This window comes from Mangrovivirga cuniculi (assembly GCF_005166025.1).
Taxonomy (GTDB): domain Bacteria; phylum Bacteroidota; class Bacteroidia; order Cytophagales; family Cyclobacteriaceae; genus Mangrovivirga; species Mangrovivirga cuniculi.
In genome coordinates this window covers 4051975-4072844 of sequence record NZ_CP028923.1, presented here as the reverse complement: position 1 = coordinate 4072844, position 20870 = coordinate 4051975, and the positions used below count along the sequence as shown (strand labels likewise).

Here is a 20870-nt window from a genome sequence, read left to right as displayed (position 1 = left end):
TGAATATTTTATGTTAAAAATCCCCCTTAAAAAAGTTGCTGTAATTATTGGTACTCGGCCAGAGGCAATAAAAATGGCCCCTGTTATTCACGCACTTAAAGCCGAAGAAAATATACAAACAACGGTCATTTCAACTGGTCAACATAAAGAGTTGTTGGATCATGTAACTAAATTGTTTGATATTGAGGTGGATCATTCTTTAGATATAATGAGATCCAATCAAACTTTAGCAGGTATAACTTCAAAAGTTGTATCAATGTTAGATGATTTATTTCAAAAGGAAAGATATGATTTGATTTTGGTTCATGGGGATACTACTACGGCAATGGGGGGTGCATTGGCTGGTTTTTATAATAAAATAAAAGTCGGCCACGTAGAGGCAGGATTAAGAACTAATGACATTTATGCTCCATTTCCAGAAGAGGTAAACCGAAAAATTATTTCTTCAATAGCATACAAAAATTATGCTCCAACTATAAACTCTCAAGAAAACCTTTTGTCAGAAAATATTGATAAAAGTAAAATTAAAATAACAGGAAATACTGTAATTGACGCCTTATTTTATGTGTTAGAAAGGGTTGAAAGTGGGGGTATCTCAATAGGAGAAGATATACTTAGTTTAGTAGAAAATAATGAAAAAAAATATTTATTAGTAACAGGGCACCGAAGAGAGAATTTTGGAGAGGGATTTATTTCAATTTGTTCTGCATTAAGACAATTGGCACTAAATAATTCAGAGTTAGAAATTATTTATCCTGTTCACTTAAATCCAAATGTTAAAAAAGTTGTTCACAAACATTTGAGTGACCTCGAAAATGTCCATTTAATCCCACCATTGGATTACAGTTCTTTTATATTTTTAATGTCTAAATCATTTATAATACTCACAGATTCAGGCGGTGTCCAAGAGGAAGCTCCAAGCTTAGGGATACCTGTACTTGTCATGCGAGAAAAAACAGAAAGGCCCGAAGCAGTAACGAGTGGAACAGTTAAAATAGTAGGAACCAACACTGATTTAATAATTAAAGAAGTTCAGAATTTATTATCAAATAAAAGATACTATGCTGCAATGTCTGAAAAACTAAATCCTTATGGCGATGGCAAAGCGTCTAAAAGAATAATTGAAGATATCCTGAAATTTGATTTTTGAATGTTGAAATCAATAAAAAGCCTTCTTCTAAAGCTTAAGTCATCTCAATTTCTCAATCAGATACTAGTTACTGTAACGGGAAATGGATTAGGGTTTGTTATTGGATTTCTTCTAACCCCAGTAATTTCTCGTCTATACCCACCCGAGGCATATGGTTTATTTTCGATAATTAATTCAATTGTGGCTGTAGTTCTAATGTTATCTACATTAAATTATACCAATGCCATTGTCTTGCCCAAATCAAATCATAAGTTTTTAAGACTAGTACAGATCTGTTTATTCTCATTATCTGTAACCACAGTAATAATCTCCTTGGTTTTATTGGTTTTTGGTAAGTTTATATATTTGAAAGTCTCTTTACCGGTAAATAATTTATGGCTTTACACTATTCCAGTATTAGTTTTTTTTTCTGGCCTAATACAAATATTAAATGGCTGGTTAATACGTCTGAGTGAGTTTAAATCAATTTCAAAATCGAAGTTTTTTGGAATTCTTGGCGGAAAGTCTACAGCCATTCTAATTGGATATATGAAACCATTCAATTTGGTTGGGATATTGATAGGCGAATTAGTAGGTAAATTATTTTTCATCTCATTCCTTTTGAAAAAGCAATTGATGAGAAGGTTTAATTTCCTTATAACTAATATAAATATAGATCAAATTAAATCAGTTGCATTAGAGTATAAAAGATATCCACTTTTTGCTCTCCCAGCTAATTGGTTACAGGCATTAATTTTACAGATACCGATATATTTTTTAAGTCATTATTATAATCTTGAATATGTTGGTCTATATTCAATGGCTAACGGTCTATTAATCATTCCATTGAATATTCTAGGAAATTCTGTGGCTTCGGTTTTTCTGAAAAAGGCAGTAGAAGTTGAACAAGCTGAAAAAAGTCTAAGGAAGCAAACAGAAAATCTGTTTTTTAAACTTTTATATATCGTAACTGTACCATTTGCTGTTTTATTTGTTTTTGGTGAGGAAATATTTTCAATAATTTTGGGTGACCAATGGAGAGCGTCAGGCGAAGTAGCATCTATAATGTCAATGTATTTTGTCATACAAACATGTGCTATACCGATTTCAATTATTTATAGAGTCAAGAGAAAAGAAAAAGAATTTTTCTTTTATCAAGTGATTTCGGTATGCATTATTGTTTTGGCTTTATTTTCGTCTTTAAGTAGTCAATCATTTCTGATGTCAATGAAATATTATTCCTATGGAAACATTCTGGTATATTTGACAGGAATTGGGATGACATTTAGTTTCTTAGGAAGTTCTATTAAATCTATTATAGTCATAATCTTAAAATCTATTTTGACTGTATTTTTCGTTTATGGATTTATTTTGGCAATAAACTATTTAGTGGCAAGTTGATGAATATATTATTTATAAGTGTATCAGCACCTCCAAAAACAGGCGCGGAAAGTTTACAGGTTGCAAGATTCCTTTCAGAGGTTACTAAATTTGGAAATGTAACCCTTGTTACTTCTAAGCCATTAAATGAGGGGTGGAAAAAAACTGATGCATCTTTAACTCATTATTTGAAGGATCTTAATAAAGTTATTCATGTTCATACTAATTTAAATAAATATGTAAGGTTCTTAGCAGGGAAGGTTGACAGGGATTTTTTAAACCGACCTGATGCGGATTTTTTATTTTACAAAAAATGGAAAAGTGTGATTAAGCAGATTGATGTTAAACCGGATATCATATATGCAAGAGCTTCTCCTTTTTCCTCACTATTGCTGGGACTTAAATTAAAAGAGTATTTTCAAGTTCCTATGTTTTCTCATTTTAGTGATCCCTTTTATTTTAATCCTTATTCAAGTAAAAATGAGTTTAGAAGGAAAGCCGAATTGGAAATTATTAAAAAATCGGATTTAATCTCTTTTACAACTTATTTGACAAAAGAATTTTATAGTAAAAAATATTCTGAATATGAAAATAAATTTTTGGTTATACCAAATGTTTATGAAGATGAATGCTTACAGTCAGAAAATGAAAAGTCTTTAAAGAAAGATAAAATAACGATATCATATACTGGGAATTTATATGGAGAACGTAATTTTTCATCCATATTAAGGGCTTTAAAATTAATACATCAAAATAAACCTGATGTTTTAAAGCAAATCAAAATTAATATTGCAGGGAATATACAATCTGAAGTAAAAAAGGAAATAGAATTATATGATTTTGATTGCATAAACTATCTGGGAGTAATTACTCAAAAAGAATGTGAAGATTTAAATTGTAATTCTGATTTGCTTTTGGTGATTGATAAGAAATTTGAAAGTGAAATTGATAAAGTTTTTTTACCCTCAAAAGTATTGGATTACATTGTTTTAAGAAAGCCAGTGTTAGCAATAACATCAAAGGATAGTGAAACTTTTAATTTAATACAAGATAAATATGGAGTGGCTTTAGACCATGATCAAATAACTAAAATAGCTGAATTTTTAATTGAGATCGTAACTGGAGATTATGATTTAAGTTCTTTGATTAAGAAAAAGCCTCCTGAATTTTATTCTGCCTCCTATCAAAGGGGAATTTTATTACAGAACTTTCAACAGCTGGTAGATGAGAAAGGATGATATTATACTGCTTATCCCAAATATTGAATATGGTGGAGCTCAAAGAAGTTTTGTCTCATTAGCAAATGCCCTTTCCGATGATTTTAATGTGATAGTTTGCGTGTTTTATATTCCTGGTAAAATAGGTTTTAACTTAAATGAGCAGATTAAAATTCACGAATTGGATCCTGAATCCTCTGATAATATATTGGGAAAAGTTAAATCGTTCCAAAGTAGATTAAATAAATTAAACCATTATATATCCTCTTATAAGGTAGAAACGGTAATTAGTTATCTTGAAGGGGCGAACTATTTGAATTGTCTTTCTATTGCCAAAAATAAAATCATTAGCCTAAGAGGTAGTATATACTCAGATCAAAATATTAATGGGGTTATTGGATATTTAAGAAAGTTCGCATTAATGCCTTTAATATATTCTAAAGCAGATAGCATTATCGTATTGAATGAAGGTATAAAAAGAGAGGTAGCTTCGATGAAGACAATTCCCTCAAATAAAGTACGTGTTATACCAAATTTCTATGATTCCAATGGTATACAATTAGAAAGTAAAATGGCTAAGCCAGGTGGGTTTGAAAAACTGTATTTAGAAAGTAATATTTTAGTTTCTGCGGGAAGATTAGCGCCTGAAAAAGGATTAAATTACCTTTTACGTATTTTCTATAAATTCGATAAGAGTAATAAGAATTTCAAACTAATCATTGTAGGGGATGGTACCGAGAAAATATCCCTTCTTCGGATTGCTGAAGAATATTTTGGTACAAGGTTAATTTGGCAGGAAGGAATGAATAGTGATTTTTTGTCTTTAAAAGATAAAAAGGTGTTTTTTGTTGGCTATGATAAAAACCCATATAGATGGATTCAAGGAAGTAAAGCTTTTATTCTTACCTCTACGGCAGAAGGTGGCCCAAATGTATTAAATGAAGCTATGATAGTAGGAACGCCTGTTATTTCAGCTGATTGTCCTGATGGACCAAGAAGGATAATAACTGGTAAGGTTACCAAGCCTGCTAACATAACTTATCCCCAAATATTTGATAGAGGGGTGTTAATGCCCGCATTTTTGCCCAGTGATCCATTAGAAGATAAAAAAATATAAAATGGATTCATGGTTTAGAAGAAGTATTGTCTGATAACGAATTATTAAATACCATTTCAAAAAATAGTTCCCTTTGGATACAAAAATTTTCAAAGACAAAAATCCTTAAATTATGGCATCGGGAAATAGTAAAACCAGAGTCTTAATATTAGATAATTCGATAGGTTTTACCGGGGCCTATAAAGCAATTAGCCAGGTGATTAATAAGCTTGGTGATAAAATTGATATTTTTTTTATTCAACCTTCTGAAGCTAAGTGTATAGAAGATGATTTGAAAATTAAAAAAGATATTTTCTGTCGTTCATAGAAATATCAAAAAACATTAAATCGCTTGTTTTATATTTTCCACTATTGGTGGTGAATAGCTTGAAGGTTATTAAAATTTTAAGATCCAATAACATCCAAATCATTCATATTAATGATTTATATAATATGATTGGAGTTATGGTTAAAATCATTGATCCTAAAATTAAAGTAATTTATCATATTAGGTTGCTCCCAAATTCTTATGTTAAAAAGCTCTATAAAGTATGGTTAAACTTGATAACAAAATATGCAGATGTAATAATTAGTGTTTCTAAAGTGGTGTCTGCCGGTATAAAGAAGAACGATAAAGTTAAGTTAGTTTATGATGGATTGAATGTTGAAGAACTGCCGATTAATCAGAGAGAAGCACCAATAAAGAAGCCTTTGAAATTCTTATATTTAAGTAACTATATTTCTGGTAAAGGTCAGGATTTTGCCCTTTTGGTTTTTAAAAAATTAATTGACACAGGTATTAACGCAAAATTAGATTTTTATGGTAGCACAATGAATAAAACTGCCAATGAAGAATATAAATCTATGTTACTTAATAAAGTCCAACAGTTTGGTTTAGTCGATAAAGTAAATTTAAATGATTTTTCAAGCTCCATAAATGCCATTATCGATGATTCTGATATAGTAATGTTATTTAGTGAAAGTGAGTCTTTTTCATTTGTAGTTCTTGAAGCAATGGGTAGAGGTAAGCCAGTAATAGCTACAAGATGTGGTGGGCCTGAAGAATTAATAGAGCATGAAATATCAGGAGTACTTGTTGATAAGGATAAACCAGAGCAGATAATATACTTCTTAAATAAGCTTTGCGAAAATAAAGAAATGAGAGAAAAATTAGGGAATTCGGCATACCTTAGAATAAAAGAGAAATTTAACCTTAATGTAACAAGTGAGAAAATATTAGAAATTTATAAATGATAGATGTCTGATAAAATACTTATAAAGGGATATTACGGATTTGGGAATTTTGGCGATGATGTCTTAATGGTCACCACGATTAACTTAATTAAGAGTATAAAGAAAGATTCTGAGTTACATATTTTCTCAAATAGTGAGTCGAACCAGTATTTAAATAAATTAATCGATTACGAATTTAAGGTAGTTAATTGGGAAAATACGGGTAATTATTCATATCTGGTACATGGTGGTGGTGGGACTTACTTCGATTTTAAAAAAGGAAGTTTTAAAAACCTTGTTATTAATTCTTTCATAAAAACGATAGGGATTAAAAATTACTCCACATTTTTCACATACCTAAAAAGGATTATGGGAAGGCCAATTCTTTCTTTTAAGAAAAGACTTGGTATAGGAATAGGGGTGGGCTCATTTACCTCCACCTCACGTAAATTCAGGGACGCAGCAGTAGAATTAGGGACATTTGACTTTTTAGCAGTCAGAGATGATAGAAGTTTAAAAAGGATTAACGAAATGAATCTGAAAACTAATCCTTTCAGAGGAATTGATTTGGCATTCCTGAAAAAGTATTGGTTACCAAATACCGTTGAAACCGATCTATATACAGATGCACGTAAAATAGGTTTTATCCTTAGGCACTGGGATGGCGACGACCAGTATTTAAATGCCCTATTGAAAGACGTTAAAAATCTCAAGGATAAGGGCTATGAAATTTCTTTGATCCTTTTTGATAAAAATCATGATAAAGGATTGTTAGATTTTAGGAGATATTTTGATGAAGTGTTGATTTGGGATCCGTGGGTAGATCAATGTGATTTGAATTGGTTTTTACAAAAATTAAAGGAATATACTGTTCTTGTAACCTCAAGAGCTCATGGTGCAATTATTCCAGCAATGTTGGGGATTCCTTCAGTGATTATTGAATTGGAAGAAAAGTTAAGAAACGTTCATGAAATGCTGAAGAATTCTTCAAAATTAATCAAAATTAATCAGCTTGGAAAGGGTGAATTACCCATAATAGTTGATGAGTATATAAGTGATATTATTAAAATTAAAACAAAAACACAGAAGGATATCAGTTATAATGAGAATCAAGCAGGTGCTATGATAGCTGCTTTTTTTGATAATTTTGAGTTAAAGGATGAATAAATATTTTTTTATTATACTACTCTATTCTACTTTTTCAATAGAAGTATTTGGTCAATGTGATGATATTTCATTTACCATTGATGATAATATTTGTATTCACCAAAACTTTGCGGTTGAGCTCGATGATGAACAATTATCTGAATATTCAATTGATTTCACCGCAGGAGATTTCTTAGATAATGATTACTCTGCAGAAGGCCTAATTACAAATAATGACTTTTATAGAGCTAGATCTATAAAAATAGTAGAGGACGATGGGATGTTTTTTGGCTTTGCATTAAGTCAGACTAATAATAAACTCCTCAGGCTCAATTTTGGATCGAGCCTGGAAAACACACCTCAAATTTCTTATTTGGAAAATGTAGAATCTGAGATCAATAGGTCATTTGGTTTTGATATCGTTGAAAGTAAGGGGATATGGAATATCATTGTGGCCAACACTGGTGGAGATAATTTACTGAGGATTAAATTTAACCAGGGTCTATTGAGTAACGATATTGCCATTTCTAAAATAGCAATCCAATCTAGTATTGATTCCCCTAATAATATCAAAATTATTAAAACGGGAAATGATATTTTTGCAGCAGTTTCTTGCTATGAAGAGGTTTTGATGTTGAAATTTCAAGATGAAATCACTGATGAACCTCAGGAGTTTTTATTTGAAGTAGGAAGAGGTCATACCTTAAGAGGAATAGATATTGTAGAAGAATGTGGGTCTTATACTGGATATGTTCTGTCATATACTAAAGAAAAGATTTTAAAACTAAATTATGGTTCTAATTTAATGGACATACCTAATATAGAAACAATTAATTTGACAGGGAGTCGGTTAAGATATCCAGCTACAATCGATATCGAATTTGAGGTTGGCGGGTATTATGCTTTTATACAAGGCGCATTAGGTAACACATATAAAATAAATTTGGGGTATAATCTTGGTCAATTAAATTATTCAAATGAGGAACTAGATTTACCTACTTCTAGCCAGGGATTTGGTTTGGAGATGGTTAAAGATAAATCTGATTGGTCTTTGTTTCTTATAGATTTAAAAAATAGAGAATTAGTTAGGGTTAAATTCAGTTCTGATTCTTCAGCAGGAAGTCCTGTTTTTTATTCCAGTGCTAATAATTTAATTAATAATTATAATAATAGAGGTAGTAAGTATTTGATTTTGAATTACTTAAATAATAGCGGGTACTCAGGTTATATTATTGATTCTACTTATGTTTCAGGTCTTGTTTCTCCAAATGTATTTATTAAGAGTGATTCAATTTCCTGCACTAAACAGAATATAGATTTTTCAGCCTCTTCAGAATCTAATCTTAACTCCTGGAACTGGCAGTTTGGTGATGGTAATACAGCCTCTGGACAATCTATATCTCACCAGTATACCGCAGATGGTGCTTATCCGATAAGGCTGGATGTGACAGATGCGAATACAGGTTGTTCAAATATTGCCTTCGATACGATCAGTATTTATCAGCAACCAATCGCCAATTTCTCTTCTGACCAAACTGTTGTTTGTTCTAATACTGACTTATTATTTGAAAATCAATCCATCTTAAATGGAGCTGATGATTTTGCTTCTTATCAATGGTACTTAAATGATAACCTGGTAACAAACAACACAAACTATACTGAGAAAATTGAATTACCGGGTATTTATTCTGTATCATTAAAAACCACAATTCCTGGATGCTATGACTCTATATCCAAGGAAATTGAAATAAAAGAAGGACCAAAATCAGATTTTTCTTTTGCGGAAGCTTGTGAGAATTCATTTGTCAGCTTTAATAATCTTTCAAGCGGATCTAATATTGTTTCACGAAAATGGGATTTTGATAATGGTGTTGAATCCAATGAGTTAAATCCCGATATTTTCTTTGAGAAAAACGGATATTATAATATTTCTCTTACTCTAACCAATGAGAGTGGCTGTGTGAACACGAAGTTCGATAGTTTGTATATTCATGATGTTCCACGAGCTGACTTCTCTACATCCCTAGCTTGTGATAATATTCCTGTAAAGTTTACTGACAGATCTGGCATTACAGGTGATGAAATAAGCTCCTGGCAATGGTTAGTAAATGATACAGAAAAATATTCTATCAGAAACCCTAATATTGATTTTGATTCTGCCGGTAATTATAAAGTTGAATTAAAAGTAAAGTCTTCGTTCGGTTGTGAGTCAAATACAATTAAAAATATTGAAATTAATAAATCACCGAATCCGGATTTTGATATAGAAAATGCCTGTTCAGAAAGTTTTGTTTCGTTTTCACATACTAAGAATCAAAATGCTTCTGATATTAAAAGCTGGCTATGGACTATTCAGGGGGAAGAATATTTAGGTGAAAGTATTGAAAAATTCTATTCCGCCCCTGGTGAATATTCAGTTAAGCTAAATGTAATTGCTAATAATCTTTGTTCAGAAGATACAGTAAAGCAATTTACTATTAAACAATCACCGACTGTAAACTTTGAAGTTGAGAATCCATGTGAAGGAGAAGAGACGATCTTAAGGTCATCTACAGAAAATGTAACTGATTACAACTGGATTGTAGATGATAATATTATTCTGTCCGGAAAAGAATCATCATGGATATTTTCTCAATCGGGTAATAAACCTATTCAACATGTTGTTACCGCAGAAAATGGGTGTAAGGATACACTTACAAAAGAGATTAATATAAATAGAATTCCTGAAGTAGTTTTCTCTGTTTCCAACACCGAAGGTGGGGTTCCATTTTTAGTTGAGCTTTCTAATGAAAGTAGATATGCTGAAACGTTTAAATGGAATTTTGAAGGAGGTAATAGATCAATTTCATATGAATTTGAACCATCACATTTATACGAGTTTAGAGGGGATTATACTATCGAGTTGACTGGCTATTCTAAGGATAGTTGTACTGCATCTTCATCTTTGAATATTTCTGCAGTGAACCCCGTTGTTGATATTGAGCTTAATGAAATTGAGCTCATTGAAATAGATGGTGAAAATTTTCTTGAGGTCAAAGTTTCAAATATTGGAAATATACCTGTGAGAAATCTTTTTGTTTCCGTTGAATTGTCTAATGGAGAGGTCTTTCAAAAATTTCTAAAAGAAAAAATGAAATTTAACACAAGCGATTCCTTTACATTTCCGATCAATCATGATTTGACTTCAGTTAAAAACTTATGTGTTGAAGTGAGTTATGATGAGGTTGAACGTGAAATTAATAAATACAATAATTCTCAATGTATTACATTTAATAGTGGACTGAGTTTAATAGGTTTTACTAAAAACCCTTCCAGAACGGATTCTTACTTAAAAATCACCTCTCCTAATAATGAAATTGTATTAATTCAGGTTCTTGATTCGAAAGGTAGCAAAGCATTAGAATTTGAATATGAATTAAAAGAAGGATTAAATCACATTCCATTTAAGGCAACTCAATTATCCCCAGGGGTTTACCCAGTTAACATTAGTAATGAGAATATAAAGACTAGTGTCAAATTCATTAAACAGTAATTAGGTTTCAGGCTAATTAATATAAGCTCAAAAATATAATTGGCCTGTTAATTCAGCCTAATTTTATTTTATTATTATTCAATTTGGTAAAAATAAATTCGTTTGGTTGCCTTATTATTTCTATATTTGCCAAATATTTGGTAATAAATAGAGAGTTAAATGAGTATTCCAGTTAAGCTAGACAAGATTGATCGAAAAATCCTCGAGATTCTTCAGGCAAATGCCAAGATCACTAACAGTCAGTTATCTAAAGAAATAGGATTATCTCCGGCACCTACATTAGAGCGTGTTAAAAAGCTGGAGCAGTCAGGTGTTATCCATTCTTATCATGCACAATTAAATCCTTCTAAAATAGGATTAGGGGTTAATACTTTTGTTTTGGTAAGTTTAACCGGGCATAATAAAGATATAATTGAGATCTTTATCGAAGAAATCAATAAGATAGATGAAGTAATCGAATGTCACCATATTACCGGTTCAGGTGATTTCATCCTTAAGATTATTACTGGCGATATTGCTGCTTACCAGCAGTTGATGCTAGAAAGAGTATCGGCAATTAAAGTGGTAGATAACCTTCAGTCGATGGTGATTCTTTCTACTTTTAAAGACAGTAAGGTGATGCCTGTCCCAGATGGGATTTTAAAATAATTAAATATAGAAGCCGATGAATTTCATCGGCTTTTTTATTGATTTACAGGAAAAGTTTCAAACTTTAACAGCAGGCATGCACCCTGGTTATGAAAGAATCTGGGTGAATTTTATTTTTTTCAAATTAAAATCCTTTAGCATTCCATTAGTTGGATTCACTAATTTGTTTTTAAGGAGGGTGATGTTTTCTTTACTATACCCTGAAATTAATGCGATTAGACAAAAGTCATCAATAAATTGTCTTGTCGAATTATATTTTTTTCTGAGCTTATATCCATAATCACAGGAAAGGATTTTATTTTCTCTTTCATCTATAATCTTGTTATCATAAGCCCAAAGGGTATACATGATTGAGCAACTGTGGTCATATGCCGTCATTTCATCGCTGTCATCTATTTCCCCTCCATATAGATTTCTAAATCCGATGCTGTCTATATCTTCTAAGAAGTCACAAAATTGATTGTAGTTCTCAACAGTCCCGCTATCGAAAATATTTTCAACTTCCTTATTCATTAGAATATTTGGGTAATGAAGAAGCATCGCAGGTAGCCCTAAAAGCAATGCATTATCATATTGGGATTTGTTAATTTCTCTGTATAAGTCTCCTTCGCTAAAACTTTCACTTAATGAGGTGACTTTAATTTTAGGGTTTTGCTGGTTTGTTGGCATATCTGGGATTAGTTATTTCAAATGCAACTACACTAATATAATGGTATTTTTCTAATATAAAAATTAGATATTCCAATTTATTTTTTCTCTTTTAACTATTGTTTATCACTTAAATGTTTAATGATTAAATTAACTTTTTAATAAAGATTTTACGAACATGCACGATCCTGAAGAATTTAGGAAAAGGGGATATGAAATGGTCGATTGGATAGCTGACTATTTTAACAATTTAGAATCCCTACCTGTAAAGCCGGATATTAGCCCCGGTGTTATTAAAGATAAAATCCCCTCTGAATATCCCGACGAGCCTGAAGCTTTTGATAAGATATTTAACGATTTTAAAGAGGATATTTTGCCGGGAATGACTCACTGGCAGCACCCGGGGTTTATGGCATATTTCCCTGCTAATAATAGTTTTCCTTCTATTCTGGCTGAGATGCTTACTTCAGGTATGGGTGCACAATGTATGATTTGGCTTACTTCTCCGGCAGCAGAGGAATTAGAAGACCGGATGATGGAATGGTTGCGAAATGCCATTGGCTTGCCTGAAGAGTTTACTGGAGTGATTCAGGATACAGCCTCAACCGCCACTTTAGTTGCAATTTTGACTGCCAGGGAAAAGTACTCGCACTTCAGGGTTAATAAAAGTGGTTTTACGGGAAGAGAAAAATTCCGCATATATTCATCTGATCAAGTGCATAGTAGTATCGATAAGGCTATAAGAATAGCTGGTTTAGGAGAGGATAATCTGGTTAGAGTACCTGTAAAAGATGATTTCTCGATGGATCCAATCGCTCTTAAACAGGCTATCGAAGAAGACCTGAGATCAGGATATAAGCCAATGTGTATTGTGTCTGCTCTGGGAACTACCAGTTCTACGGCTTGTGATCCTTTAGATGAAATAGGGAAATTGGCCAAAGATTATGATATCTGGCATCATGTGGATGCAGCTTATTTAGGGACAGCATTAATACTGGAAAAATATCAATATTTGATAGAAGGTATTGAGAATGCAGATAGTTTTGTTTTTAACCCTCATAAGTGGATGATGGTCAATTTTGATTGCTCTGCATATTTTGTTAAGGATACTGAATTACTTCAAAAGACATTTTCTGTGATGCCCGAATATCTCAAAACAGATATTGATAAGCAGGTTAAAAATTACAGGGATTGGGGAATTCAGTTGGGTCGAAGATTCAGGGCGTTGAAGCTTTGGTTCGTACTAAGGAGCTTTGGCCTTTCAGGAATTAAAAAAACTATTTCAGGTCATATTAAGATGGCTGATAAATTTAAAAGTCATATAGCCCGAATAGGACATTACGAAATATTAGCTCCTGTAATAGCGAACCTGATTTGTTTCAGGGTTATTAAAATGGGATGGACTGATGAGCAGGCTGATAGTGCTTCAGAATTATTGATGAGAAAAATCAACGATACTGGTCGGTTTTTTCTGACGCATACACGGCTTAAGAATAAATTTGCAATCCGTGTTGTTATCGGTCAGACAAACGTCCACGAAAAACATGTAGAAGAATTAATATCTTTGATGGAAGAATTAGCTTCGGAAGTAATTTCGGAGATAGATAAGAGTTAATATTAACGATAAAAATTACCTTATTTACGTATAATTAGATAAAAGCTACAATCAATGTGCTGGTTGTTGCAGGATTATATAATTTTGCGCAAATATCCAAAAGACAATGATTTACAATTCAATTATAGACACGATCGGGGATACCCCGCTAATTAAACTTAACAAAGTTGCAGAAGGAATTAAAGGAACTGTAGCAGTTAAGGTCGAGTATTTTAATCCTGGTAATTCGATGAAAGACCGAATGGCATTAAAGATGATCGAGGATGCCGAAAAAGACGGTCGGTTAAAACCGGGAGGAACTATCATCGAATGTACATCTGGGAATACCGGTATGGGATTAGCCCTTGGAGCAATAGCTAAAGGTTATAAATGTATTTTTACTCTTGCTGATAAGCAATCTAAAGAGAAGATAGATATTTTGAGGGCGATGGGTGCTGAAGTAATTGTTTGTCCGACCAACGTTGGCCCGGATGATCCAAGATCATATTATTCAGTAGCCAGAAAAATGAATGAAGAAATTCCTAATTCGTTCTTTCCAAATCAATATGACAATCTTTCAAATGCGGTAGCGCATTATGAAACGACAGGTCCTGAGATCTGGAGAGATACAGAAGGTAAGATCACCCATTATGCAGCAGGTGTAGGTACTGGTGGTTCGATGTGTGGAACTGCGAAATATTTAAAGGAGCAAAATTCTGATATATTAACTGTAGGGATAGATAGTTATGGATCTGTTTTTAAAAAATATAAAGAAACAGGGGAGTTTGACGAAAAAGAGATCTACCCATATCTGACAGAGGGTATCGGTGAAGATATTTTGCCTGAAAATGTAGATTTTAGCCTGATCGATCACTTTGTGAAAGTGACAGATAAAGATGCTGCAATAATGACGAGAAGATTAGCTCGTGAGGAAGGATTGTTTATCGGCTGGTCTTGTGGTGCAGCAGTAAAGGGTGCTTTAGACTGGGCTAAAGATAATCTAAAAGAAGACGATCTGATGGTTGTGATATTACCAGACCATGGTACGCGTTATCTTGGTAAAGTTTACAATGACGACTGGATGAAAGATCATGGATTTATCGAGGCAAGAAGCTATGCTACAGCTGAAGATATTATCAAGAAGCAGGAAACTAATGGTAAATTGGTGACTCTTGATAAAAATACTAAGGTGATGGATGCTGTCAGTCTTTTAAATGAAAAGGGGATATCTCAAATTCCTGTTACCGATGGAGATGATTTTGTTGGTTCATTGACTGATTCAAAGGTTCTGAGAAAATTAATAGACAATCCGGATATTAAAGGAGAGCCCGTGTCTGAGATCATGGATGATCCGTTCCAATTCGTCTCAGCGAATAATACCCTGGATGTATTATCCTCGCTGATTGATGAAGAACACAAAGCTATCTTAGTGAGAGATAATAAAGATGAGGTTCATATCATTACTCAGCATGACTTGCTGATGGCGATGACTAAATAAACTATATAAGTAAAAGATAAACTTAATTAAGAGCATCCTGAAAAGGGTGCTCTTTTTTTTATGTTTCGTCAGGATTTGTTGGGGAAAAAAGATTGCGATTTGAGTTTTTTGGAGGCCTGATGCAAGATTGATTTGCCATTAATATCTTGTTATTCATAAAGCCTAGCCATTCGTAAACGTTTACAGTCGGTTACAACCGTTTACTAACTGGTGTAAATAAGGAAAATGTTTGATTATGAACCACAAACAGGTATTTTTAAGCTTTTAAGGAAGAAAATAATAACCAAAACAACGAAAGTTATATATGGAATAAGCGCGACAGAGTTGCGCTTAGCCAATCGTTGTGTATAATTTTCTAAAAATTTTAATCGAACAGATGTTAGAGTGACTTTTGTGATTGTTATTTTTTTTAATATTGTATAATCGTTTAATAATCTTATTTATTCTCCTGTTTCTTTAATCTTTTATAAAAATGTTTATTATTTAAATTGATATGAAAAATCTACAGCATTACTCAATTCTATTATTACTTACACTTTGCTTTTCAAATTTAGTTTACGCCCAATTACCAACTGCAAGTTTAAAATCAAAGCAACCTTCTCATTTATTTAAATCAGTTATTATAACTACCAATTCAGACAGCACCGTTGTTGGTTTTGGATTCGTAAATCCAATTGATTATAGTGAATTAATTTTTACAAGAAATAAACCAAATGAATCCGTTGTCGAAGATTGGGAGCAATTTGATGACATTAAAAATGTTAAAATATTGGGTGAGGATGAAATACTCTTAGAAGCATTAAATTTTAAGGGAAAGCATAAAATTCTTCATGCTCTCGTTTATGAAAGTAATAGATATAAATTATATAAAAGTATAAGTATATACACTCCAGATCTCTATTTTTTCAGTGATATATCATCACCCGATGAATACAGTATGTTGATTCTCAGAAAACAAAGATCCTTCGAAAGAAGTGCAAAAAAGATTTTTAAAAATTGTCCAGGAATTTTGGAATCAATTAAAAAAGGAAAGTTTAAAAATAACGAAGAGGGAGTTATAAAACTCATTGAAGAATTTGAAAAATCTTGTAACATTATATAATAGAGTTACCGCATAGTTCAAACAATCATATGTATAAGAAAACTATACACAACACTGTATATGTAAAAAAGGCGAATATCAGTAAATTCAAGGGTTAAAGCCCACTTAAAAATTGTGACGGTTTGATAACTTTAAAGCCCGCAATTGCCTACTTTGCATATACTAAACGTTAGCTTGCATTAGAAAATGGAACTAAAGAAAAAAGGGAGATATCTTGAATTACCCATAGGTGGACTATGTATCGAACAGATCGTTTTCGATGGACTTTTGCGTTTGGTATTCAACGACCGCGAAAAAAGCTTTTTAGACCTTCACAACGATTTCATTGTCGACCAGTTTAATCAAGAATCAAAACTTCATCCAAATTAAAAAGAGTGTTTAATGTTCTTTTACGACCAGTTTGGTGAAGAGATAAAAGAAGCCATTGCCGATACAGAGGGGAATCTTTGGATCTCTTTTGTAAACGGAACAAAAATCACAGTTGAAAATGGGCCTTACGAGAATTGGCATTATACTAAGAGAAATTTAATCAATAAAAGAGACTCTATATACGTCCATGGCGGAGTTGGGTTAACTGTTTATTAATTCGAGATGTATAAAAGGAAAAATAAAACGCAAACCAATAACTAAGCATTCGAGTGGCCGTTAGGCCGTAACTTAGCCTGTCCCGAATATCGGGAAATGCAGTGTTGACAAATCCTATGCTGGAAAATAGTACTATGGGTAAATCAATACTTTTAGTATAGGTGTTTGCTTTTGTTTAATCTACCACCTATGTGCTATTATATCCTTAAAGTTTCGCGGCTGGATGATTAAAATCGCTCAATAAACTCAAAGCAGATTCAAAAAAATAAAAAACCCTGACGAAAAAAATTCCGCCAGGGCTAATACCAACTATTTGCACTGTTTAAGTACTTATATATACGATTTGTACCTTGATAAGGTTCTGATTATTTCTTTGATTCGAGCAAAATTTCTAAATTTTTTAGAATATCCTCTGTCATTCGATCTAAATCAAACTCCGGTTTCCATCCCCAATCATTTCTCGCACAAGAATCATCGATGCTATCGGGCCAGCTATCGGCAATTTCCTGTCTGAAATCCGGCTTGTATTCAATTTCAAAATCGGGTTTGAATTTTTTTATACTTTCAAATATTTTTTCTGGAGTAAAAGATATGGCTGACAGGTTATAGCTGCTTCTTACTTTCACCCTTGAAGGTTCTGCCTTCATAAGTTCAATGGTAGCCCTTACTGCATCCGGCATATACATCATAGGAAGCGCACTATCCTTATCCAGGAAGCACTCGAATTTTTCATCTGCTAAGGCTTTGTAATATATATCGACAGCATAATCAGTGGTTCCACCTCCTGGTAATGATTTATAGCCAATCAAGCCTGGGTACCGTATACTTCTGACATCCACTCCATATTTTTCAAAATAATATTGACACCACTGTTCACCGGCTAGTTTACTGATACCATAGACAGTTGTTGGATTAGTAACTGTAAGTTGAGGGGTATTTATTTTAGGTGTATCCGGACCGAAGACTGCAATAGAGCTTGGCCAGTAAATTCTGTTTACATGATCAATGTTTTTGGCCAGATCGAGGACATTAAATAAACTCCCCATATTTAAATCCCACGCCCATTGAGGGTCTTTTTCGCCTTTGGCACTCAAGATGGCAGCAAGATGATAAATGTGATTAATCCTGTATTTTTCTACTAAACTGATCAATCTATCTTTATCCATCACGTCCAGCTGTTCGTAGATAAAATCTCCATCTACTTCAGCAGACGGTTTCAGGTCAGATGCAATAACATTGTCTCTTCCGTATTCTTCCTGCAATCCCATTACCAATTCTGTACCGAGCTGTCCCAGGGATCCGATTACCAAAATCTTAGTCATTGAAGCAATTTTTTTTGCGAAATTATTAATAATGAGTCGCTAAAAAAACTCCATGTTAAAGATTTTATATTTATTGACTGAAATTTCGCTCCTTATTTAAATATGAGGTGATTAAATGTTGATTTAAAATTTCCCTTTTTCACGTTTGTGCAAAATCACCAATCGTATTTTATTAATTCCCTGAAATAAAATCCCGAATATGATCTAATTTCATTCTGTCATTCAATCTTTGTGAGTAATGCACATGTATAAGTGTGAGGTTTTCATCTACCAGAAATTCTGCAGGCATGGTACTCAAAGATTCGCCTTCTGTAGGCATACCCATGGGTAGATTTTTCATCTTTGCTTTAAATGCAGTCTGAACAAATGAAGTGACGTGACTTATCGCAGAATTTTTTCCCGAAGGTTCCAGACCATATTTTCCATAAATAATCTTTTCAGGGTCTGAAATAATTGGAATAGGAGAGACTCCCTGGTGAAAAGTACTTCTTTCAATAACGTTTCTTTTTGATTCGAAGAAAAAGATCATTTTAAAATTCGGATCATTCATTTCTTCGTGAAGCTTTGTTAAGGTGTGAACTCTTAGATTGCAAAAAGGACATCCGGCATGTCTGAAAAAGGCAATTAGAGTTTTTTTACCTTTATAATTATCAATATCTATTTCCCGGTCGAAAACATCGATCTCCTTAAAAAATGGAGCAATTACTTTTGTCTCAAGCATAAAAAAATTGTTTTATTACTAATACAAATAATTAGGTTAAATGGTTGCCTCTATATATTTAAAAAAAGCACATATGTCAGCTGGCAGATAAAAACGAATCTTCTTACGCTTTTGAATTTAGTCGGTTATATTTGTGCTATGGATTTCAGTTCATTCCTTAAAACAAAGCGAATAGACCCTGAAAGTTTGAAAAAAGCTGATCCCAGTTTATTTCATTCGTGGGAGATCCTTTATGGATATGTTCATCCGAATAGCTTTGTCAGGCAAAAACTTTTCCGAATAAATAAAATCAGGCGGGCTCATCCCTACGAAGGAGAAATCCCCAAACCTGAAAAGCCAAAAAAGCCTCTTGCAAAACCTTCTGTTGCAGCAAAGGTTGTTGGAAAGAAAGCCGTTATCAAACCTAAAGTTAAAAAGGCTGATGAATCGGTTGATACAACAGATGTAAAGGCTGTAAAACCAAAAGCGGTAAGGCCTAAACCGATTATAAAGTCTAAAAAGAAAGATGAATCGGAGACTACTCAGGCTAAAGCGACTCAAAAACCCAGGCCGGTTATAAAACCAAAAAAAACCATTGATAAGGAGAAGGAAGCCGATAAAGAAAATGAAGCTACTAAGAAGGTAAACCCTAAAAAAGCTAAGATGGTTAAACCGGTAATGAAAAAGAAAACTGAGAAGAGCGGTGATCAGGCCGGCGAAACTAAAGCTGATGAAACAAAAGCCAAAAGCAAAAAAATGCCAAGGCCAGTAATGAAGAAACCCAAAATTAAAAGACCAAATAAAGACGATAACGATGTTTGATTCATTGAAAGAAGAATTACAGCAGCAAATTCAAGAGTTGAAAGACTCAGGATTGTATAAAACTGAAAGAGTAATAACAACTCCCCAGGGAGCCGAAATAAAGACAGACCAGGGTAGAGAAGTTATTAACTTTTGTGCAAATAATTACCTGGGGTTGTCATCTCATCCTAAGATACTTGAAGCTGCACATAATACGCTTGATAGCCATGGATATGGAATGTCATCCGTAAGATTTATTTGTGGAACACAGGATATTCATAAAGAGCTGGAAAGAAAGATCTCCGAATTTCTTGGCACTGAAGATACGATCTTATATGCTGCAGCCTTTGATGCAAACGGAGGTGTGTTTGAACCGATTCTTGGTAAAGAAGATGCTATAATCTCTGATGCATTAAATCACGCTTCAATTATTGATGGTGTCAGGTTGTGTAAAGCAATGCGCTTTCGTTACCAGCACAATGATATGGAGGATCTTGAAAAGCAATTAAAGTCAGCAGTAGAGCAAGGGGCCAGACATAAGGTCATCGTTACTGATGGTGTGTTTTCAATGGATGGTACTATTGCTCAACTTGATAAGATCTGTGACCTGGCCGAAAAATATGGTGCGATGGTGATGTCTGATGAGTGTCATTCAACAGGTTTTATGGGTAAAACTGGCCGTGGCGTTCATGAACATACTGATTGTATGGGAAGAATAGACATAATCACTGGTACACTTGGTAAAGCATTAGGAGGAGCCATGGGTGGGTTTACTTCAGGGCGAAAGGAAATTATTGAAATGCTTCGTCAGAAATCAAGACCTTATTTATTCAGTAATACTCTGGCTCCTGCAATTGTTGGTGCGTCAATAGCTGTTTTTGATTTGTTAACAGAAACGACAGAGTTAAGAGATAAACTGGAAGATAATACTAAATATTTCAGGGAAAAGATGACTGAGGCCGGTTTTGACATAAAACCAGGCGAGCATCCGATCGTACCAATCATGTTATACGATGCTCCATTAGCTCAAAAAATGGCAGAAAGACTTCTTGATGAAGGTATTTATGTGATAGGGTTTTATTATCCTGTAGTACCAAAAGGTCAGGCGAGAATAAGAGTCCAGGTTTCTGCCGCACATGAAAAAGCCCATTTGGATACGGCGATTAACGCATTTATTAAGATCGGTAAGGATCTGGAAGTGATTAAATAATAATCTGATTATAAATAAAAAAAAGCCTT

At 33.2% G+C, this 20870-nt stretch carries 19 protein-coding genes; 16 read left to right on the top strand and 3 right to left on the bottom strand.

Going from position 1 to position 20870, the window contains the following annotated elements:
• Positions 1-10 precede the first annotated feature (10 nt).
• The 9 genes from wecB (at position 11) to DCC35_RS17805 (ending at position 11381) form a co-directional block, all read left to right on the top strand.
• On the top strand, positions 11-1150 hold the full coding sequence (gene wecB / locus DCC35_RS17845; protein WP_137092081.1) for a non-hydrolyzing UDP-N-acetylglucosamine 2-epimerase: 1140 nt from the start codon (positions 11-13) through the stop codon (positions 1148-1150).
• Positions 1151-2530 (top strand): lipopolysaccharide biosynthesis protein, encoded by a 1380-nt coding sequence (locus DCC35_RS17840; RefSeq protein ID WP_137092080.1) that lies wholly within the window; start codon positions 1151-1153, stop codon positions 2528-2530.
• Positions 2530-3747 carry a glycosyltransferase family protein gene (locus tag DCC35_RS17835; RefSeq protein WP_137092079.1) on the top strand — a complete coding sequence of 406 codons (1218 nt, stop codon included), beginning with the start codon at positions 2530-2532 and terminating at the stop codon, positions 3745-3747. Before DCC35_RS17840 ends, DCC35_RS17835 begins: the two co-directional genes overlap by 1 nt.
• Positions 3734-4843 carry a glycosyltransferase gene (locus DCC35_RS17830; protein ID WP_137092078.1) on the top strand — a complete coding sequence of 370 codons (1110 nt, stop codon included), beginning with the start codon at positions 3734-3736 and terminating at the stop codon, positions 4841-4843. Before DCC35_RS17835 ends, DCC35_RS17830 begins: the two co-directional genes overlap by 14 nt.
• 112 nt (positions 4844-4955) lie before the next feature.
• The gene (locus DCC35_RS17825; RefSeq protein ID WP_137092077.1) at positions 4956-5150 is read left to right on the top strand and encodes a hypothetical protein; all 195 of its coding nucleotides are present in this window, start codon (positions 4956-4958) and stop codon (positions 5148-5150) included.
• A gap of 47 nt (positions 5151-5197) precedes the next feature.
• Positions 5198-6076, top strand: coding sequence for a glycosyltransferase family 4 protein (locus DCC35_RS17820; protein ID WP_394347743.1), 879 nt, complete (start codon positions 5198-5200; stop codon positions 6074-6076).
• A gap of 3 nt (positions 6077-6079) precedes the next feature.
• Entirely contained in the window at positions 6080-7222 is a 1143-nt protein-coding gene (locus DCC35_RS17815; RefSeq protein WP_137092075.1) for a polysaccharide pyruvyl transferase family protein, read from the top strand.
• Positions 7215-10733, top strand: a complete 3519-nt coding sequence (locus tag DCC35_RS17810) for a PKD domain-containing protein (RefSeq protein ID WP_137092074.1) — start codon at positions 7215-7217, stop codon at positions 10731-10733. Before DCC35_RS17815 ends, DCC35_RS17810 begins: the two co-directional genes overlap by 8 nt.
• Before the next feature lie 159 nt (positions 10734-10892).
• A complete protein-coding gene (locus DCC35_RS17805) occupies positions 10893-11381 on the top strand; it encodes an Lrp/AsnC family transcriptional regulator (RefSeq protein ID WP_137092073.1) in 489 nt (162 codons plus the stop codon).
• Between the two features lie 87 nt (positions 11382-11468).
• Here the strand turns inward: DCC35_RS17805 and DCC35_RS17800 are convergent, their stop codons facing one another.
• Entirely contained in the window at positions 11469-12050 is a 582-nt protein-coding gene (locus DCC35_RS17800; RefSeq protein WP_137092072.1) for a hypothetical protein, read from the bottom strand.
• Positions 12051-12207: 157 nt separating this feature from the next.
• Here DCC35_RS17800 and DCC35_RS17795 point away from each other — a divergent pair, with 157 nt between their 5' ends.
• From DCC35_RS17795 to DCC35_RS17775, 5 genes are all read left to right on the top strand, one after another.
• Positions 12208-13644 (top strand): pyridoxal phosphate-dependent decarboxylase family protein, encoded by a 1437-nt coding sequence (locus tag DCC35_RS17795; RefSeq protein ID WP_137092071.1) that lies wholly within the window; start codon positions 12208-12210, stop codon positions 13642-13644.
• 106 nt (positions 13645-13750) lie between these two features.
• The gene (locus DCC35_RS17790; protein ID WP_137092070.1) at positions 13751-15121 is read left to right on the top strand and encodes a cystathionine beta-synthase; all 1371 of its coding nucleotides are present in this window, start codon (positions 13751-13753) and stop codon (positions 15119-15121) included.
• Positions 15122-15614: 493 nt separating this feature from the next.
• Entirely contained in the window at positions 15615-16223 is a 609-nt protein-coding gene (locus tag DCC35_RS17785) for a hypothetical protein (protein ID WP_137092069.1), read from the top strand.
• A 186-nt stretch (positions 16224-16409) separates the two neighbouring features.
• Positions 16410-16592 (top strand): hypothetical protein, encoded by a 183-nt coding sequence (locus DCC35_RS17780; RefSeq protein ID WP_137092068.1) that lies wholly within the window; start codon positions 16410-16412, stop codon positions 16590-16592.
• 12 nt (positions 16593-16604) lie between these two features.
• Positions 16605-16808 (top strand): hypothetical protein, encoded by a 204-nt coding sequence (locus tag DCC35_RS17775; protein WP_137092067.1) that lies wholly within the window; start codon positions 16605-16607, stop codon positions 16806-16808.
• A 365-nt stretch (positions 16809-17173) separates the two neighbouring features.
• Here the strand turns inward: DCC35_RS17775 and DCC35_RS17770 are convergent, their stop codons facing one another.
• Together DCC35_RS17770 and DCC35_RS17765 are read right to left on the bottom strand one after the other, a co-directional pair.
• Entirely contained in the window at positions 17174-18130 is a 957-nt protein-coding gene (locus DCC35_RS17770; RefSeq protein WP_137092066.1) for an NAD-dependent epimerase/dehydratase family protein, read from the bottom strand.
• Between the two features lie 172 nt (positions 18131-18302).
• A complete protein-coding gene (locus tag DCC35_RS17765) occupies positions 18303-18851 on the bottom strand; it encodes a redoxin domain-containing protein (protein WP_137092065.1) in 549 nt (182 codons plus the stop codon).
• A gap of 138 nt (positions 18852-18989) precedes the next feature.
• Between DCC35_RS17765 and DCC35_RS17760 the strand changes: the two genes are divergently transcribed.
• Together DCC35_RS17760 and kbl are read left to right on the top strand one after the other, a co-directional pair.
• A complete protein-coding gene (locus tag DCC35_RS17760) occupies positions 18990-19652 on the top strand; it encodes a hypothetical protein (RefSeq protein ID WP_137092064.1) in 663 nt (220 codons plus the stop codon).
• A complete protein-coding gene (gene kbl, locus DCC35_RS17755; RefSeq protein WP_137092063.1) occupies positions 19645-20841 on the top strand; it encodes a glycine C-acetyltransferase in 1197 nt (398 codons plus the stop codon). The genes DCC35_RS17760 and kbl overlap by 8 nt, the downstream gene beginning before the upstream one ends.
• Positions 20842-20870: the final 29 nt, after the last annotated feature.

Bases quoted from the DNA above. Each gene is read 5' to 3' on its own strand.
- DCC35_RS17800 (WP_137092072.1), bottom strand. From the start codon at position 12,050: ATGCCAACAAACCAGCAAAACCCTAAAATTAAAGTCACCTCATTAAGT.
- DCC35_RS17785 (WP_137092069.1), top strand. From the start codon at position 15,615: ATGAAAAATCTACAGCATTACTCAATTCTATTATTACTTACACTTTGC.
- DCC35_RS17825 (WP_137092077.1), top strand. From the start codon at position 4,956: ATGGCATCGGGAAATAGTAAAACCAGAGTCTTAATATTAGATAATTCG.
- DCC35_RS17835 (WP_137092079.1), top strand. From the start codon at position 2,530: ATGAATATATTATTTATAAGTGTATCAGCACCTCCAAAAACAGGCGCG.
- DCC35_RS17780 (WP_137092068.1), top strand. From the start codon at position 16,410: ATGGAACTAAAGAAAAAAGGGAGATATCTTGAATTACCCATAGGTGGA.
- DCC35_RS17790 (WP_137092070.1), top strand. From the start codon at position 13,751: ATGATTTACAATTCAATTATAGACACGATCGGGGATACCCCGCTAATT.
- DCC35_RS17795 (WP_137092071.1), top strand. From the start codon at position 12,208: ATGCACGATCCTGAAGAATTTAGGAAAAGGGGATATGAAATGGTCGAT.
- DCC35_RS17770 (WP_137092066.1), bottom strand. From the start codon at position 18,130: ATGACTAAGATTTTGGTAATCGGATCCCTGGGACAGCTCGGTACAGAA.
- DCC35_RS17760 (WP_137092064.1), top strand. From the start codon at position 18,990: ATGGATTTCAGTTCATTCCTTAAAACAAAGCGAATAGACCCTGAAAGT.
- DCC35_RS17810 (WP_137092074.1), top strand. From the start codon at position 7,215: ATGAATAAATATTTTTTTATTATACTACTCTATTCTACTTTTTCAATA.
- DCC35_RS17830 (WP_137092078.1), top strand. From the start codon at position 3,734: ATGAGAAAGGATGATATTATACTGCTTATCCCAAATATTGAATATGGT.
- DCC35_RS17765 (WP_137092065.1), bottom strand. From the start codon at position 18,851: ATGCTTGAGACAAAAGTAATTGCTCCATTTTTTAAGGAGATCGATGTT.
- wecB (WP_137092081.1), top strand. From the start codon at position 11: ATGTTAAAAATCCCCCTTAAAAAAGTTGCTGTAATTATTGGTACTCGG.
- DCC35_RS17805 (WP_137092073.1), top strand. From the start codon at position 10,893: ATGAGTATTCCAGTTAAGCTAGACAAGATTGATCGAAAAATCCTCGAG.
- DCC35_RS17775 (WP_137092067.1), top strand. From the start codon at position 16,605: ATGTTCTTTTACGACCAGTTTGGTGAAGAGATAAAAGAAGCCATTGCC.
- DCC35_RS17815 (WP_137092075.1), top strand. From the start codon at position 6,080: ATGTCTGATAAAATACTTATAAAGGGATATTACGGATTTGGGAATTTT.
- kbl (WP_137092063.1), top strand. From the start codon at position 19,645: ATGTTTGATTCATTGAAAGAAGAATTACAGCAGCAAATTCAAGAGTTG.
- DCC35_RS17840 (WP_137092080.1), top strand. From the start codon at position 1,151: ATGTTGAAATCAATAAAAAGCCTTCTTCTAAAGCTTAAGTCATCTCAA.